Source organism: Chryseobacterium sp. LAM-KRS1, assembly GCF_013184525.1.
Classification (GTDB): domain Bacteria; phylum Bacteroidota; class Bacteroidia; order Flavobacteriales; family Weeksellaceae; genus Chryseobacterium; species Chryseobacterium proteolyticum.
Genome location: NZ_JAAOIZ010000003.1, coordinates 706,921 through 723,971 on the forward strand (window position 1 = coordinate 706,921; position 17,051 = coordinate 723,971).

8 protein-coding genes are annotated in these 17,051 nt (G+C 36.6%); 7 read left to right on the plus strand and 1 reads right to left on the minus strand.

Annotation, left to right across the window (positions count from 1 at the left end; all coding sequences use genetic code 11):
- Positions 1-332 precede the first annotated feature (332 nt).
- Complete coding sequence (gene gltX, locus G9C87_RS10715; protein WP_172280872.1) at positions 333-1,844, plus strand: glutamate--tRNA ligase; 1,512 nt, start codon at positions 333-335, stop codon at positions 1,842-1,844.
- 47 nt (positions 1,845-1,891) lie between these two features.
- Positions 1,892-2,848 (plus strand): acetyl-CoA carboxylase carboxyltransferase subunit alpha, encoded by a 957-nt coding sequence (locus G9C87_RS10720; RefSeq protein WP_172280876.1) that lies wholly within the window; start codon positions 1,892-1,894, stop codon positions 2,846-2,848.
- A gap of 61 nt (positions 2,849-2,909) precedes the next feature.
- Here the strand turns inward: G9C87_RS10720 and G9C87_RS10725 are convergent, their stop codons facing one another.
- Positions 2,910-3,605, minus strand: coding sequence for a DUF6759 domain-containing protein (locus tag G9C87_RS10725; RefSeq protein WP_172280878.1), 696 nt, complete (start codon positions 3,603-3,605; stop codon positions 2,910-2,912).
- A 143-nt stretch (positions 3,606-3,748) separates the two neighbouring features.
- On the opposite strand from G9C87_RS10725, the gene tsf reads away from it, so the two are divergent.
- From tsf to G9C87_RS10750, 5 genes are all read left to right on the plus strand, one after another.
- On the plus strand, positions 3,749-4,576 hold the full coding sequence (gene tsf, locus G9C87_RS10730; RefSeq protein ID WP_172280880.1) for a translation elongation factor Ts: 828 nt from the start codon (positions 3,749-3,751) through the stop codon (positions 4,574-4,576).
- A 240-nt stretch (positions 4,577-4,816) separates the two neighbouring features.
- The gene (locus tag G9C87_RS10735) at positions 4,817-7,624 is read left to right on the plus strand and encodes a gliding motility-associated C-terminal domain-containing protein (RefSeq protein ID WP_172280882.1); all 2,808 of its coding nucleotides are present in this window, start codon (positions 4,817-4,819) and stop codon (positions 7,622-7,624) included.
- A 127-nt stretch (positions 7,625-7,751) separates the two neighbouring features.
- Entirely contained in the window at positions 7,752-10,553 is a 2,802-nt protein-coding gene (locus G9C87_RS10740) for a T9SS type B sorting domain-containing protein (protein WP_172280884.1), read from the plus strand.
- A gap of 133 nt (positions 10,554-10,686) precedes the next feature.
- The gene (locus tag G9C87_RS10745; protein ID WP_172280886.1) at positions 10,687-13,512 is read left to right on the plus strand and encodes a T9SS type B sorting domain-containing protein; all 2,826 of its coding nucleotides are present in this window, start codon (positions 10,687-10,689) and stop codon (positions 13,510-13,512) included.
- 111 nt (positions 13,513-13,623) lie between these two features.
- Positions 13,624-17,022 (plus strand): T9SS type B sorting domain-containing protein, encoded by a 3,399-nt coding sequence (locus G9C87_RS10750; RefSeq protein ID WP_172280888.1) that lies wholly within the window; start codon positions 13,624-13,626, stop codon positions 17,020-17,022.
- Positions 17,023-17,051 lie beyond the last annotated feature (29 nt).

Here is a 17,051-nt window from a genome sequence, read left to right on the forward strand (position 1 = left end):
CCATTCCACGAGATAAAAATATGACCACATGATAGATATCACAAAAGAAGGAATTGTACAACATCCATAACCCCTATAAATAAAAGAACAAACGTTCCCAAATATTTGAATTAATTTAAGCCTAATCAATACAATTATTAATTATTTCCAACGCTCATCATTATATAATTGTTAATTTTAACCAAACATATATTTATTCTAAACAGTCTAAAGAATATATGATCCTTACCTAACAATACTATAAGAATTTTATCCTAGAGAAAATATCAGAATCGCAAAATATCTGTTAACCATATATTTTTGAGTAAATTTGCAAAAAATTAAAATTGATAATGGAGAAAGTAAGAGTACGTTTTGCTCCAAGTCCTACAGGACCTTTGCATTTGGGAGGTGTAAGAACCGCATTATATGATTATCTTTTCGCTAAAAATCAAGGTGGCGAGTTTGTATTGAGAATTGAAGATACGGATACAGCAAGATATGTAGAAGGTGCTGAAGAATATATTGAAGAAGCTTTAGAATGGTGTGGAATCATTCCTGATGAAAGTCCTAAAAAAGGAGGAAAATATGCTCCTTATCGTCAATCTGAAAGAAGAGAAATTTACGACAGGTATACTGAGCAGATCTTAAAAACGGATTATGCATATATGGCTTTTGACACTCCTGAAGAACTGGATGCTATTCGTGCAGAATACGAAGCTAAAGGAGATGTTTTTTCTTATGATAACAAAACAAGAAATCGCCTGAGAAACAGCCTTGCATTATCCGAAGAAGAAGTACAAAAACTTTTGGATGAAAAAACACCTTACGTGGTGAGATTTAAAATGCCTGTCGACAGAATTTTAAATCTTGAGGATATTATCCGTGGTAAATCATCTGTAAATACCAATACTTTAGATGATAAAGTTTTGGTTAAAAATGATGGAATGCCCACTTATCACTTTGCCAATGTAATCGACGACCATGAGATGAAAATAACTCATGTTATTCGTGGAGAAGAATGGTTACCTTCTTTGGGCTTACATACTTTATTATATGAAGCAATGCAATGGGAAGCTCCACAATTTGCTCATCTTTCACTTATTTTAAAACCAGAAGGAAAAGGCAAACTTAGCAAAAGAGATGGTGATAAATTCGGATTTCCTGTATTTCCGTTAGATTTCAAAGATCCCGAAACCGGAAATATCTCCAAAGGTTACAGAGAAAACGGATATCTTCCGGATGCATTTATTAATATGGTCGCTCTCTTAGGATGGTCCCCTGCTGATGATAAGGAAATTCTTCCATTGAAAGAAATGATAAAAGAATTTGATCTTCACAAAGTTCATAAAGCAGGTGCGAGATTCAGTAAAGAGAAAGCGGAGTGGTTCAACCATCAATATATTCAGTTAAAGTCTGATAAAGAACTTCTTGACATTTTAAAAAGTACAGATCTTGATTTATCCCACATTTCTGACGATAAACTAATCAGAATTATCCATCTTATGAAGGAAAGGGCAACATTCCCAAAAGACATTTATGAAAATGGAAAATTCTTCTTTGAAACTCCTACTTCCTATGATGAAAAAGCATCAAAGAAAGCGTGGAATGAAGACACTGCAACCATTTTAAGTGAACTTTCTGTTGTTTTAGAAAAAACAGAAAAGTTCAATGCAGAAACATTGAAGCAGGTGGTACACGATTTTGCAGATAACAAGGGCCTTGGAATGGGCAAAGTAATGATGCCTTTACGTCTCGCTCTTGTAGGAGAATTGAAAGGGCCGGATGTCCCGGATATCATGGAACTGCTTGGAAAAGAAGAAACTATAGTAAGAATAGACAATGCTATTAATAATTTTAAATAGAGTTTCATAATTTTTCATAAATTTGAACGATATAATTTACTTCAAGAATGGAATATTTAAGTTTCGAACTTCCTATAAAAGAATTAATGGACCAATACCAAACATGTTCTTTAGTAGGAGAAGAAAGTGGTGTTGATGTAAAATTAGCATGTAGTCAAATTGAGGATAAGATCATAGAGAAGAAAAAAGAGATCTATGGAAACCTTACTCCATGGCAAAGAGTACAACTATCCCGTCACCCTGATCGTCCTTATGCATTGGATCATATCAATGGTATTGCAGACAAGGGTAGTTTTCTGGAGCTTCACGGAGACAGAAATTTTGCAGATGATCCGGCATTGGTTGGAGGCTTAGCTACTCTGGATGGTCACAAAGTAATGATCATCGGAACCCAAAAAGGGAGAACAACCAAAGAAAGACAGCACAGAAGATTTGGGATGCCAAATCCTGAAGGATATAGAAAAGCTCTTAGACTAATGAAATTAGCTGAAAAATTCCGCATCCCGGTTGTAACTTTAGTGGACACGCCTGGAGCATATCCTGGATTAGAAGCAGAAGAACGTGGACAAGGTGAAGCTATTGCCCGAAACATTTTTGAAATGGTTCAGCTTAAAACTCCGATATTCACTTACATTATTGGTGAAGGAGCTAGCGGTGGAGCATTAGGAATAGGTGTTGGAAATAAAGTATATATGCTGGAAAACACATGGTATACTGTAATTGCACCTGAAAGCTGTTCTTCTATATTGTGGAGAAACTGGGACCACAAGGAAGATGCAGCGAATGCATTAAATCTTACCCCACAAGATGCCTTAAGAGAAAAATTCATTGATGGGATTATTGAAGAACCTTTGGGAGGAGCACACTACGATCCTGAAACAGCATATTTGAATTTGAAAAGTTCAATTTTGCAAAACATAAAAGCTTTCTCTAAGTTTACAGGACAGGAACTTGAAACTCAACGTCAAGAAAAATTCATTGCCATGGGGCAATTTAAAGGATAAAAATAAAAACGGTTAAGAAATTCTTAACCGTTTTTTTATTCTATATTGATCATTCAATTTTTTATTCAGAAACATTCAGCTCAATCTCAATATCTTTGCTGATCTTTTTTATGGAAGAATATTTTGCATCACAAACCATTGTTGTCAAAACATATTCTCCCTTATCTATTAAAATAAAATTCTGCCCTTTTGCAGGAACACTTAGATTGTAATATTTTTTCCCACTGATCTTTACAATCAAATTACAGTTCGATCTATTTTTAATATTGATGTATGCCTCTTTTAAATTAGTATCATTGCTAAAAAGATGAGTAAGCATAGCAGCAGTCCTTTTATTCTCTTCACTTGGTTCTGATTTTTTGCTTCCGCTTACGCTGGCATAATTTACTTTTGTTTCAGAAGGTGCAGATGCTGAATTTACGGCTAGTGTTTTGCCACTGTTCAATTCATTATTTTTAACAATTTTTTCTATTTTTTCTTTACTAATAGGCTTAATAGTTGGTTTTGCCTCCGGAGAATTATCCGCCATAATTATTTCTATCAGCTTCCTTTTAAAGTAATCTGTTTTTGCATGATTCGGGTTTTGTTTTAAAAATCCGGCTATTACTCTTGCCTCCTTTGAACTTTCAGCATCCTGTTCAGTATATATTATCAAAGTCTCTTTTTCCACAACAGCTTTAGATTTGGCCCTTTTCTTCTTCTGAGAAAAGCCAAGTGTAAAAATGCATAAAAATATAAGGAGAAATATTTTTTTCATTAACTAAGCATTTTAAAATTATTAACAAATAAATAACGTGAAAAGTCAATTTTTAGTTTGTCATTAAAATCATTATCTTTGCACTGCTCAAAAATAAACTAAAAAATCAAAACTAATTCTTAATAAAAAAAATAATAGATATTATGTCTTATACACCAGCTGCTGCAGACGTAGCAAAATTGAGAAACCAAACAGGTGCAGGTATGATGGACTGCAAAAAAGCTTTAGTTGAAGCTGAAGGAGATTTCGAAAAAGCAGTAGATATCCTTAGAAAAAAAGGACAAAAAGTTGCGGCTAACAGAGCTGACAGAGAATCTACTGAAGGAGTTGTTATTGCAAGAGTAAATGAAGATAACACTTTAGGTGCTGTTATTTCTTTAAATTGTGAGACTGACTTTGTTGCTAAAAACGAAGCGTTCATTGAGTTAGCTTATGAGTTAGCTGAAATGGCAATTTTTGCTGCAACTAAAGAAGAACTTCTAGCTACAGACTTCCACGGAATTACTGTTGCTGAAAAACTTATCGAGCAAACAGGAGTTATTGGTGAAAAAATTGAGATCGGTGCTTTTGAAAGACTAGAAGGTCCTTTCTTAGGAGCTTATATCCACGCTGGAAACAAAATCGCTGCAATTACATCTCTTTCTTCTAAAGTAGAAGGAGCTGATGAAGCTGCTAAAGCTGTTTCTATGCAGGTTGCTGCAATGAACCCTATCGCTCTTGACGAAACAAGAGTTTCTCAAGAAACTATTGACAAGGAATTAGAAATCGAAAGAGAACTTCTTACTAAAGAAGGTAAACCTGAAAACATTATCGACAACATCCTTAAAGGAAAAATGCAGAAATTCTACAAAGAAAACACTTTGGTTCACCAGGCATTTATTAAAGATGGAAGCCAGTCTGTTGCAGACTATGTAAAATCTGTTAATGGAGATTTAAAAGTTACAGGATTTGTAAGAGTAAGTCTTAACTAATCTTGTCTTCTTAAGATAATAAAATCCCGATGAAAATTCATCGGGATTTTTTTATGCTCATACTATTTTTTTTGAACTTAAAATCGCCATGGTAAAAATTATTCTTTTTACGATTATAATTTTCATACACTCAAAAGATTTTGACATATAATTATGAATTATTTTTTATTTTAGCCCGTAATTTATTAATGATATATCAAATATTATTTTAAATTTGTAGAAATCCTAATTCCAAAGTTTATGAAAAGATTTCTACTCAGTTTATTACTGTTCTTTTTTACAATTAACCTATTTTTCGCACAAAGAGATACTGAGCACTGGATAGCCCCTTATTATGATACAGTTGGAGGATATACCAATGCATTATATTTATCTACAGATTCGGTCACTCCCTTTGATGTACAAATTTATAATAATAATGCCGTGGTTACCACTGTTACAATCAGCAAAGGGAGCCCACAGGTCTATACCATCACGGACAATGCCCTTATAATGGCCAACACTACAGCAAATGCTTTTACTGCAACAAGTAAGGGACTATACCTTAAAGGGGACAAGCCTTTTTATTGTAGTTTAAGATTAGCACAAAGCGTACATGGCGAAATCATCACCAGTAAAGGAAAAGCGGGTATTGGTAAAGAATTTTTCGTAGCATCCAGCCCTAACACTTCAACAAGTTCACTATACAATTTTACCGCAGGAATTCTTGCTACAGAAGATAACACAACTGTAACTGTCTCATGGAATGGCACAGGCGTTACTTTTTATGGAGGAACACCTACAGGAAATTCACATACTTTCACATTAAACAAAGGACAATCATTTATATTTGCAGGTTCCGGGAATTCCAGCCCAAATCTTACCGGATTTATCGGTGCTAAAGTTGTCTCCGACAAACCCGTTACATTAACCAATGGTAGCTGCAATGGAAATTTCGGGATATTAGGATCCGGAGGTTCTGACCCTGTTCTCGACCAGTCTGTCCCAGTAGAAAGGCTGGGTAATACTTTTGCCATGGTCAAAACTAGGTCCACAGCCCCATCTCAAAATATGGAAGGCGGAATCATCATAGCCACAGAAGATAATACTGATATATTTTTAAATGGCTCTCCTACTGCTGTAGCAACAATCAATGCAGGACAATGGTATAGAATCAACGAAACAAGTTATGTAACACAAACCGGAGCGGGAACACATTCCAATATGTTTATTTCCACATCCAAAAAAGTATATTTATATCAATTTGTAGCTGTAGGAGATAGTAATGCTACTTGTGGATTTAATTACATCCCACCTCTAAACTGTTTCCTGCCCAGAAAGATTGATGAAATTGGAAACATTAATCAGATGCCGGGTATTTCAAGTGGGATTACATTAAAGCTAAACATTTTAACAGAGACAGGAGCAGCTGTTTTAGTGAACGGAGTCGCTCCAACGGCCGCACAAGGACCTTACCCCTTGACGGGCAATACCCAATGGCAAACCTATGCCATTGAAGGGATTACAGGAAATGTATCCATCACATCTACAAAAGCGGTAACTGCAGGAATCAACGGCGGATATAGCTCCGCAGGATATGGGGGTTACTTTGCAGGATTTTCATCAGTACCAGTAATCAGTAAAAAGACAGGGGAGTGTGTTCCTGGTATTGTTTTGGAAGTTGACGATGGATATGAAACTTATCAATGGTATCTAAACGGGGTTGCCATTCCTGGCGCTACTACCAATACTTACACTCCTACCCAGGCAGGAAATTATACCGTGAAAGTTGGTATGGGAACATGCCCTCCTGTAACAACGCCTATTTATAAGGTTTTCAATTGTATGAAAAATACAACAACCAGTATAAATGCTTGTGCTACTAAAATTATAACCCCAACCTTTTCAAGCTCTACACAGACACCTGTACCGAGTACTGTATCAATTTTAACAGCACCTACTCACGGAACAGCAGTCCTAAACCCTTCTACAGGAATAATAACTTATAATCCTGCACCGGGATATTTAGGACCAGATGTAATCGTTTATACTTTCTGTGGAAATGCTCCGGAATTCATCGACTGCGAAACAGTAACTGTAAATCTGACAGTTGTCCCTTTTATCGTAAAGGATGCCACCCTGGAAGCGTGTCAATATGAAGACAAAGCTTATTTTGATTTAACAACAGCCAATGTTATTGACTTCAATTTAGTAACAAAAAAATACTACCCCACTTTAGCTGACCTGAACGCTAATACCAATCAGATCACAGAACCTCAACACTATGGTTCTGCGGGAGGAGTTGTTTATGTTAAAATTACAAGTAATGAAGGATGTACTGGAATTGCAAAAATTACACTAATTGCAAAACCCATTAAGAAATCTCCTACTCTGCTTGATAAATATATTTGTATTGATTCAAGAACCAATCTTGATGCAGGTCCTGGTTACGATTCATATCAATGGAGCACGGGTGCCACTACACAATCCATAGAGGGAGTAGGAGTTGGTGAATACACCGTTATTCTTGGAAAAGACGGATGCTTTGTTACACAGGTTGTAAAGGTTATCAAAACTCATGATCCTGTAATTACTCAGATTGAAATCTCTAACAATACGGCAACTGTTATTGTAACTGGTGGTACACCACCTTACAAATATTCCGTAGACGGAACATCAAACTGGCAGGATTCAAATGTATTTACTAACCTTTCCAGAGGTCAGCATACATTCTACGTAAAAGATGCCAATAATTGCACACCTATTTCTGTTGAAATTACGGTTCCTAACTTAATCAACGCAATAACTCCAAACGGCGACAATATCAATGATTATATTGATTACAGTGAACTGGGTTATAAAGAGAATCTTAGCTTTGTTATCTATGACAGGTACGGAAATAAAATATTCACTGGCGACAAATTCAACAATTACAAATGGGATGGAAGACATTTCGATAAAAAGATAGTGACCGGAACTTATTGGTACCACATCAACTGGAATGAATCCAACAAAGAAAAAACACCTATAAAATATACGGGTTGGATTTTAGTAAAAAATAGAAATTAACATTAAATAATTATTAAATAATTAGACCACGATTAATTAATCGTGGTTTTTTATTGTTGTAATAGATTATTATTAAAACATATCAAATAATCTACTATTTTTGTATAAAATTATAATTCCCAATACCATGAAAAAATATTTCTTTAGTCTAGTTCTGGTTCTTTTTATAATTAATACACTCTTTGCCCAGAGGGATACAGACCACTGGATAGCGCCTTATTACAGTACTATTGAAGGATATACTAATGCCTTATACCTATCAACAGATTCAGTAATCCCATTTGAAGTTAAAATCTATAACAACAATTCTATAATTGGAACAGCTATAATCAGCAAAGGAAATCCACAAACATTCACTCTAAATAACAATGTAATACTTGCAACTAATATAGCTGATGGATTTAAAATAATTAATAAAGGGTTATATCTTAAAGGTGATAAACGCTTTTACTGCAGCTTAAGAATGGCACAAAGCGCACATGGTGAAATTATCACCAGTAAAGGGAAAGCAGGTATTGGCAAAGAATTTTTCATAGCATCCAGTCCAAATAGCGCAATAAGTGCAATTTATAATTTTACAGCAGGAATTCTTGCTACAGAAGATAACACAACCGTAACTGTCTCATGGAATAGCACAGGCGTTACTTTTTATGGAGGAACACCTACAGGAAATTCACATACTTTCACATTAAACAAAGGACAATCATTTATATTTGCAGGTTCCGGGAATTCCAGCGCCAACCTTACAGGTTTTATAGGTGCTAAGGTTGTAGCTGATAAGCCTGTAGCTCTTACTAACGGAAGCTGTAATGGTAATTTCGGAATACTCAGCTCGGGGGGCTCTGATCCTGTTCTTGATCAATCTGTTCCTATTGAAAGACTTGGCAATACTTTTGCCATGGTCAAAACTAGGTCCACAGCCCCATCTCAAAATATGGAAGGCGGGATTATTATTGCAACAGAAGATAATACTGATATATTTTTAAATGGTTCTCCAAATCCAATATCTACCATAAATGCGGGACAGTGGTATAGAATTAATGAATCCAATTATGTCACACAAACCGGAGCAGGAACACATTCCAATATGTTTATCTCCACATCTAAAAAAGTATATTTATATCAATTTGTAGCTGTAGGAGATAGTAACGCGACCTGTGGATTTAATTACATTCCACCACTCAACTGTTTCCTGCCCAGGAAGATAGATGAAATTGGAAATATTAACCAAATGCCTAATATAAACAGTCCAATAACACTGAAATTGAATATTCTCACTGAGACAGGTGCAGCCGTCCTTGTCAATGGAGTCGCCCCAACTCCTTCACAAGGACCTTACCCTTTGACGGGCAATACCCAATGGCAAACCTATGCCATTGAAGGGATTACAGGAAATGTGTCCATCACATCTACAAAAGCGGTAACTGCAGGAATTAATGGAGGATATAGCACTGCAGGTTATGGAGGATACTTCGCAGGATTTTCATCTGTCCCGGTAATTACGAAAAAAAGCGGTGAGTGTGTCCCTGGTATTGTTTTGGAAGTTGACGATGGATATGAAACTTATCAATGGTATTTAAATGGAGTAGCCATTCCCGGAGCTGTAAATAGCACCTATACTCCAGTACAATCAGGAAACTACACTGTAAAAGTAACAATGGGAAGCTGTCCGGTAACAACTCCAATTTATAAGGTTTTTACCTGTATGAAAAATATAACAACCAGTATAAATATATGTGCCACTAAAATTATAACCCCAACCTTTTCAAGCTCTACGCAAACACCTGTTCCGAGTACTGTATCAATTTTAACAGCACCTATTCACGGAACAGCAATCCTAAATCCTTCTACAGGAATAATTACTTACAATCCTGCGCCGGGATATTTTGGACCAGATGTAATCGTTTATACTTTCTGTGGAAATGCTCCGGAATTCATCGACTGCGAAACAGTAACTGTAAATCTGACAGTTGTCCCTTTTATTGTAAAAGATGCTACCCTGGAAGCATGTCAGTATGAAAATAAGGCTTATTTTAATTTAACGACAGCCAATGTTATTGATTTTAATTTAGTAACAAAAAAATACTATCCTACTTTAGCTGACCTGAACGCTAATACCAATCAGATCACAAATCCACAAAATTACGAATCCACAGGAGGAGTTGTGTATGTTAAAATTACAAGTAATGAAGGATGTACAGGAATTGCAAAAATTACACTAATTGCAAAACCCATTAAGAAATCTCCTACTCTGCTTGATAAATATATTTGTATTGATTCTAGAACCAATCTTGATGCAGGCCCTGGTTACGATTCATATCAATGGAGCACGGGTGCCACTACACAATCCATAGAGGGAGTAGGAGTTGGTGAATACACCGTTATTCTTGGAAAAGACGGATGCTTTGTTACACAGATTGTAAAGGTTATCAAAACTCAGGATCCTGTAATTACTCAGATTGAAATCTCTAACAATACGGCAACTGTTATTGTAACTGGTGGTACACCACCTTACAAATATTCCGTAGATGGAACATCAAACTGGCAGGATTCAAATGTATTTACCAACCTTTCCAGAGGTCAACATACATTCTACGTAAAAGATGCCAATAATTGTAAACCGATTTCTGTAGAGATTACAGTTGTCAATCTTATTAATGCCATAACTCCTAATGATGATGGACATAATGATTATATTGACTATAGTGCCTTGTCATATAAAGAGAATCTTATTCTAGTTATCTATGACAGGTACGGAAATAAAATATTCACCGGCGATAAATTCAATAATTACAAATGGGATGGAAAACATTTAGGCAAAAAAATTTCCACAGGAACTTACTGGTATCACATTAACTGGAATGAATCCAACAAAGAAAAAACACCTGTAAAATATACGGGTTGGATTTTGGTAAAAAACAGAAATTAAATTTGACAATATTTCCAAACCACGATCTTAGAATTGTGGTTTCTTTTTATTATTTTATTGCATTTTTTTTAAATTACTTGATGATATATCAAATAATCTCCTATTTTTGCAACAATCCTAAATTCCCATATCTATGAAAAGATTTTTACTTAGTTTATTCCTATGTTTATTATCCTATAATTGCCTTTTTGCACAAAGAGATACAGACCACTGGTTTGCTCCTTATTTTGATAGCTCATCTTCGTCAGCTACAAACTACGCACACGGGCTTTACTTTTCTACTGACTCTGTCACTCCTTTTGATGTCAAAATTTATAGTAATAATGCATTAATCGGGACCGTTACTATCAGTAAAAACAGCCCACAATCCTTTACTTTGGGTGCTCAATACATCAGAACAACAAGCTCTTCAAGTGCTGCCGTTCCCACAAATCTTGGAGTTTATACCAAAGGAGACAAGCCTTATTTCGCTTCTTTAAGAATATATAATATTTCTCACGGAGAAATTGTTACTTCTAAGGGGAAAGCTGGAATTGGAACTCAATTTTATGCCGCAGCGACTCCTATGACTGTTAGTTCCACATCTAATAACTTCACAACGGGAATAATGGCAACAGAAGATAATACTACCGTTACCATTTCAGGATATGATCCCAATATACAATTCATTAATAATACCACTCCTCCACTATCACTTACGACGACATTAAACAAGGGACAATCCTATATTCTTGCCGGACTTGGAAATACCGTTGCTAACCAGACGGGATTTATTGGAGCAAAAATTGTTGCTGATAAACCTATATCCGTTACCAATGGTAATTCAAATGGGTTTTATGCAACAACAACATCTGCTGATGGTTCGGATTTAATTATGGACCAGTCCGTGCCAACGAACCGACTTGGAAATGAGTTTGCCATGGTAAAAAGTATTTCCACAAGCCAGAACAATATGGAAGGAGGAATTATAATTGCCACAGAAAACAATACTGAAATTTATCTTAATGCGGGAACAACCCCAGTAGCTACCATTAACGAGGGAGACTATTACAGAATTATGGCCAATGACTATGCTACTCAAGCGGGCGGTCACTCTAATATCTATATCCGTACTACAAAAAATGTTTATTTGTACCAATTAATTGGTGCCGGCTCTGCCAATAATACGGGAGGTTACAATTACATCCCCCCTTTAAATTGTTTCCTTCCCCGAAAAATAGATGAAATTGGGAAAATTCAGGAAATGCCAACCTATACAGGAACTGTTAATTTGAAACTTAATATTTTAACTGAAGCCGGTGCAGCAGTTACTGTAAATGGTGCTACTCCAACCGCAGCACAGGGACCATTTCCTCTTACAGGAAACACACAATGGGTAACATATGGTATACAAGGAATTACAGGAAATGTTACCATTACATCAACAAAAGCCGTAACTGCCGGAATCAACGGTGGATATAGCACGGCGGGTTATGGCGGATACTTCGCAGGGTTCTCATCAATTCCTGTAATCGCGAAGCAAACAGGAGACTGTATTCCAGGAATAGTTTTGGAAGTAGATGACAGTTTTGAAACCTACCAATGGTCACTAAATGGAAATCCAATTCCGGGTGCAACATCCAATTCTTACACTCCTACTCAGGCGGGAAATTATACCGTAAGAATTACCGTAGGAAGCTGCCCACCTGCTACAACACCTGTATACAAAGTATTCTCCTGCCTTGAACAATCTACAAAATCTCTAATCATGTGTGAGGGATACCAGGCGATTGTTCCTGAATTTACAAATTCAACCCAAACTTATGTTCCGGGAACGGTAACCATTGTAACTCCACCAGCGAATGGAACCGCAACAATTGATCCTGTAACCGGTGTTATTACTTATGTTCCGAATTTCGGATACTTTGGTCCGGATACTATTGTATATAAATTCTGCGGAAATGCTCCGGAATTTATTGATTGCGAACAGGTAACGTTAAACTTAACAGTTTCTTCAACGCCAACTGTTACCAATGCAGCATTGAGAGCCTGCTTCCTGGAGCAAAATCCGTCAACCGGGCTATTTAATCTTACTTTGGCTGCAGTAACCACACAGGCTGGAACTACAAAAAAATATTACCCATCACCTACTGATGCAGTAAATGGAACAAATGAAATTACAAATCCTACTACCTATGTTGCACCAACCGGGGTTGTGTATATTAAAGTAAGCAATGCCAACGGATGTTACAGAGTTGCCGAAGTTACCCTTACTGTTCTGGCACCTGTAAAATCTACAGTACTGGTTGATAAAATCATCTGTATGGAAGATAAAACCACACTTGATGCAGGTCCCGGATTTGCTTCTTATCTATGGAGTACAGGAGCTACTACACAGTCTATTACTAACGTGGGAGTCGGTACTTATTCTGTCCAATTAAAAACGGGTGAATGTACAACAACACAAACAGTTAATGTATATCCCGCAGAGCAACCTGTTATTTCTAATGTTGACATAACGAGCAATGCCATAACAGTATATGCTATAGGAGGCACTCCTCCTTATAAATATTCTATTGATAACATAAACTGGCAGGACTCTAATGTATTTAATAATATTCCACGTGGAGATGCTGTTGTATATGTTAAAGACGCCTATGATTGTGATCCTATTTATGTTTCCGTTACTATTCCAAACCTGGTTAATGTAATTACCCCGAATGATGATGGTGTAAATGATGTAATTGATTATTCGTCATTATCGTACAAACCAAATTTAACATTCAATATCTATGACAGGTATGGTGCTAAAATCCATCAGGGAGATAAAACCAATGGCTATAAATGGAATGGAACAACCAATGGAAGTAAAAGAGTATCTACAGGAAATTATTGGTTTGATATTAGCTGGAATGAGCCTAATAAAAAGCAAACACCAATAAAATATTCCGGCTGGATCCTTGTAAAAAACAGAGAATAAGAATTTTTTGAATAATAATAAAAACCACGATTTCGAATCGTGGTTTTTTTATTATTTTTTCAACATATTACTACTTATTATTATTAAATTTGCGTTAAAAGCTAGTACTAAATGAATAAAATTCTATCTTTTTTATTTATATTTTATATTTTCTCGTCTGTATCTGCCCAATTGGACAGAGAACATTGGTTTGCCCCGATGGTAGACAGAACAGGAAATCCGAATCCCTATCAGAAACTATATCTTTCTACCAACCGGACAACATCATTCCCTGTAAGTATTTATAATAATAATGTATTAATCGGTACCGTAAACATCAGTAAGAATAATCCTCAAAAATTTGATGTATTAAGGGATTATATCATCACAACACAGCAAACGGACCTATTTACTCCCACATCTAAAGGACTTTATTTAAAAGCAGAATTTCCTTTTTACGCAAATTTGAGATTTTCCGTATTCAACCATGCTGAAATTATCACTTCAAAAGGTATTCCCTCGACTGGAAAAGTTTTTTACGCAGCCAATGCTCCGATCAGTGTTACTAATATTATTTTAAACTTTATGACCAGTATCCTGGCTACTGAAGATAATACAACGGTTACCATATCCGGATATAAGCCTACTGTACAGTTTTCCAATGGAACAACAGGAGCTACTAACCCTGTGATTACATTTACACTTAATAAGGGGAAATCTTACATTATAGATGGTATCGGAGATATTGCCGGAAACTTTGACGGATTTATTGGAGCGAAAATAACCGCTAATAAACCTGTAAATATCACCAATGGAAATTTTAATGGCCAGTATGCAGGGAATTACCCCACCAGTTCAGATATTCTAATGGATCAGGCTGTCCCCGTTGACAGGCTTGGAAATGAATTTGCGCTCGTCAAAGGAAACGGAAATATCGGCGCCAATATGGAGGAGGCATTAGTAATTGCAACAGAAGATAATACCCAAATCCGTGTAAATAACGAAGTCGTTCCTATTGCTACATTAAATACAGGACAATACTTTATTATTCCAGATACCAAGTACCAGCTGCAAGGAAACGGTCACTATAATTTATATATTAAAACGACAAAAAATACTTACGTATATCAGATGTTAGCCGGGGATGCAACCGCAGGAAATGAGGTGGCTACAGGGGGCTTTAATTTTATCCCTGCCCTCAACTGTTATCTTCCCAAGCAAATTAATGAACTGGGATTTATAGATGAAAATTTTGTCCACTCCAATAATAATCCAAATGGAATCCTCAGCATTCCAACAAAACTTAATCTTATCACCGAAAAAGGAGCCAATGTAACAGTGAACGGCATTACACCACCTGCTACAACGGGACCGTTTAATATGACAGGAACAAATAACTGGGTAACTTATGGAATTCCCAATGTTACGGGAACCATTACCGTTGTTTCCGATAAAGCAATTACGGCCGGAATCAATGCCGGAAGTGACGCTGTTGGTTATGGAGGATTTTTTGCAGGCTTCCCTACCCAACCTGTTATTTTAAAATCAGGTGGCGACTGTGTTCCGGGAATTGTTCTTACCGTAGATCCTGTTATTTATAACGCCTATCAATGGTATCGCAATGGAATTCTTATTCCGGGAGCAACGAATGTTTCATATAGCCCAACCCAGTCCGGAAATTATACTTGTGCCGTTACAATGGGTAGCTGTGCTCCATTAATTACCGAGCCTTATAAAGTCTTAAATTGTACTAAACTCAGCACCGCCTCATATGATGTTTGTACAAGCCATACAATTAACCCTGTATTTAGTTCTTCTACCCAGACACCAGTAATCTCAACAATAGCCATCTTAACGCCCCCTACATTAGGAACAGCAACGATAAATCCTACTACAGGGGCCATCACATATAATGTAACTAGTCCGGGAACTGCTGGAACAGATACCTTTACTTACACATTTTGTGGAAACGATCCGGATTTTCCTGATTGCGAAACTGTGACTGTTACGATACACATTCAGGTTTTAACGGTAACTAATGCTACTTTATCTGCCTGTGATATCAACGGTCAGGGCACCTTCAATCTCACTTCAGCGAATGTTACTACCAGTACTCCTGTAACCATTACCTATTACCCTACATTGACTGATGCGCAAACAGAAAATGCTGCTGCTCTGATTACAAATCCCAATAACTATACAGCTCCGAATGGAACTATCATTTATGCTGTGGTAAAAAACCCTTCCGGATGTAAAAGCATTGCCCAGATCACACTCAATCTGTACCCGGTAGCAATTGTTCTGCAAAATTACAATGGTACTTTCTGTGATGATAATTTTGATGGTATAGTAACGGTTATATTATCAAATATTACTCCCCTGGTGCTTACAAACAGTACTTATTTTACAAACGTAAGATATTATGCAAATCTAGCTGATGCTGATGCCGGAAATGCCAATAATTTACCCAACACCTGGAGCTACAGTGCTACCACAACCATTTATATAAGGGTAGATTCTCCCGACGGATGTGCAAAGGTAATCCAGCCCCTTACATTTACATTAGGTGCAAGAATTCCTTTACTTAAAAATACAGTAACGGAGAGTTTTTGTGATGATGATCTGGACGGAATAAAACAAGTAAATTTAAGTCAGTATATCACACAATTTACAACAGACCCTTCAGTAAACGCTACTTTTTTTGCAACTCTTACAGATGCTCAGAATAACATCAATCCAATAAATAACCCCGTAATCCTTACAGGCACACAAACTACTTTCGTAAGATTTCAAAAGCAGGGAGTTTGTGCAGAAATAGGAAAGATAATTATAACCATAAAAACTCCTAAACGATCAGACTTACTTACTGATCAGATTATATGCCCTAATACCAAAACAACTTTAGATGCAGGTCCTGGCTTTGAAAGCTACCTTTGGAGCACGGGGGCAACAACATCTTCTATTTCCAATGTACCTGCAGGAAGTTATTGGGTAGACCTGCAATACAATGGTTGTATTTACAGACAGTTTGTAAATGTTACCGAATCTCAATCTCCAGCCATTGTTTCCATAGAGATTAACGGGAGTACAGTAACTATAGGGGCAAGTGGAGGAACTCCTCCTTATGAATACTCACTCGATGGAACCACCTGGCAGATTTCAAACGTTTTTCAAAACCTGCCACGAGGGAGCTATATTATTTATGTAAGGGATTCCAAAAGATGTAATGAAGTTCAGAGGCCTTTTACCATCATCAATCTGATCAACACCATCACTCCAAATGATGATGGTCATAATGATGGAATAGATTATTCCGCATTGATGACAAAAGATAATATTGAGTTTAGAATTTATGACCGGTACGGCGCGGAAATCTTCAGAGGCACTGCTAGTAATCGTTATACCTGGGATGGGAAGTTGGGAGGAAGACCTGTGAATACAGCAACATACTGGTATACCATCAGCTGGACTGAGTACGGGGCAAGTACTGTCGTAAAATATTCTAGCTGGCTTTTGGTAAAAAACAGATAGCAAAACATCAACAGAAAGAAAAATGATCT

Bases quoted from the DNA above. Each gene is read 5' to 3' on its own strand.
- G9C87_RS10735 (WP_172280882.1), top strand. From the start codon at position 4,817: ATGAAAAGATTTCTACTCAGTTTATTACTGTTCTTTTTTACAATTAAC.
- G9C87_RS10740 (WP_172280884.1), top strand. From the start codon at position 7,752: ATGAAAAAATATTTCTTTAGTCTAGTTCTGGTTCTTTTTATAATTAAT.
- gltX (WP_172280872.1), top strand. From the start codon at position 333: ATGGAGAAAGTAAGAGTACGTTTTGCTCCAAGTCCTACAGGACCTTTG.
- G9C87_RS10745 (WP_172280886.1), top strand. From the start codon at position 10,687: ATGAAAAGATTTTTACTTAGTTTATTCCTATGTTTATTATCCTATAAT.
- G9C87_RS10720 (WP_172280876.1), top strand. From the start codon at position 1,892: ATGGAATATTTAAGTTTCGAACTTCCTATAAAAGAATTAATGGACCAA.
- G9C87_RS10750 (WP_172280888.1), top strand. From the start codon at position 13,624: ATGAATAAAATTCTATCTTTTTTATTTATATTTTATATTTTCTCGTCT.
- tsf (WP_172280880.1), top strand. From the start codon at position 3,749: ATGTCTTATACACCAGCTGCTGCAGACGTAGCAAAATTGAGAAACCAA.
- G9C87_RS10725 (WP_172280878.1), bottom strand. From the start codon at position 3,605: ATGAAAAAAATATTTCTCCTTATATTTTTATGCATTTTTACACTTGGC.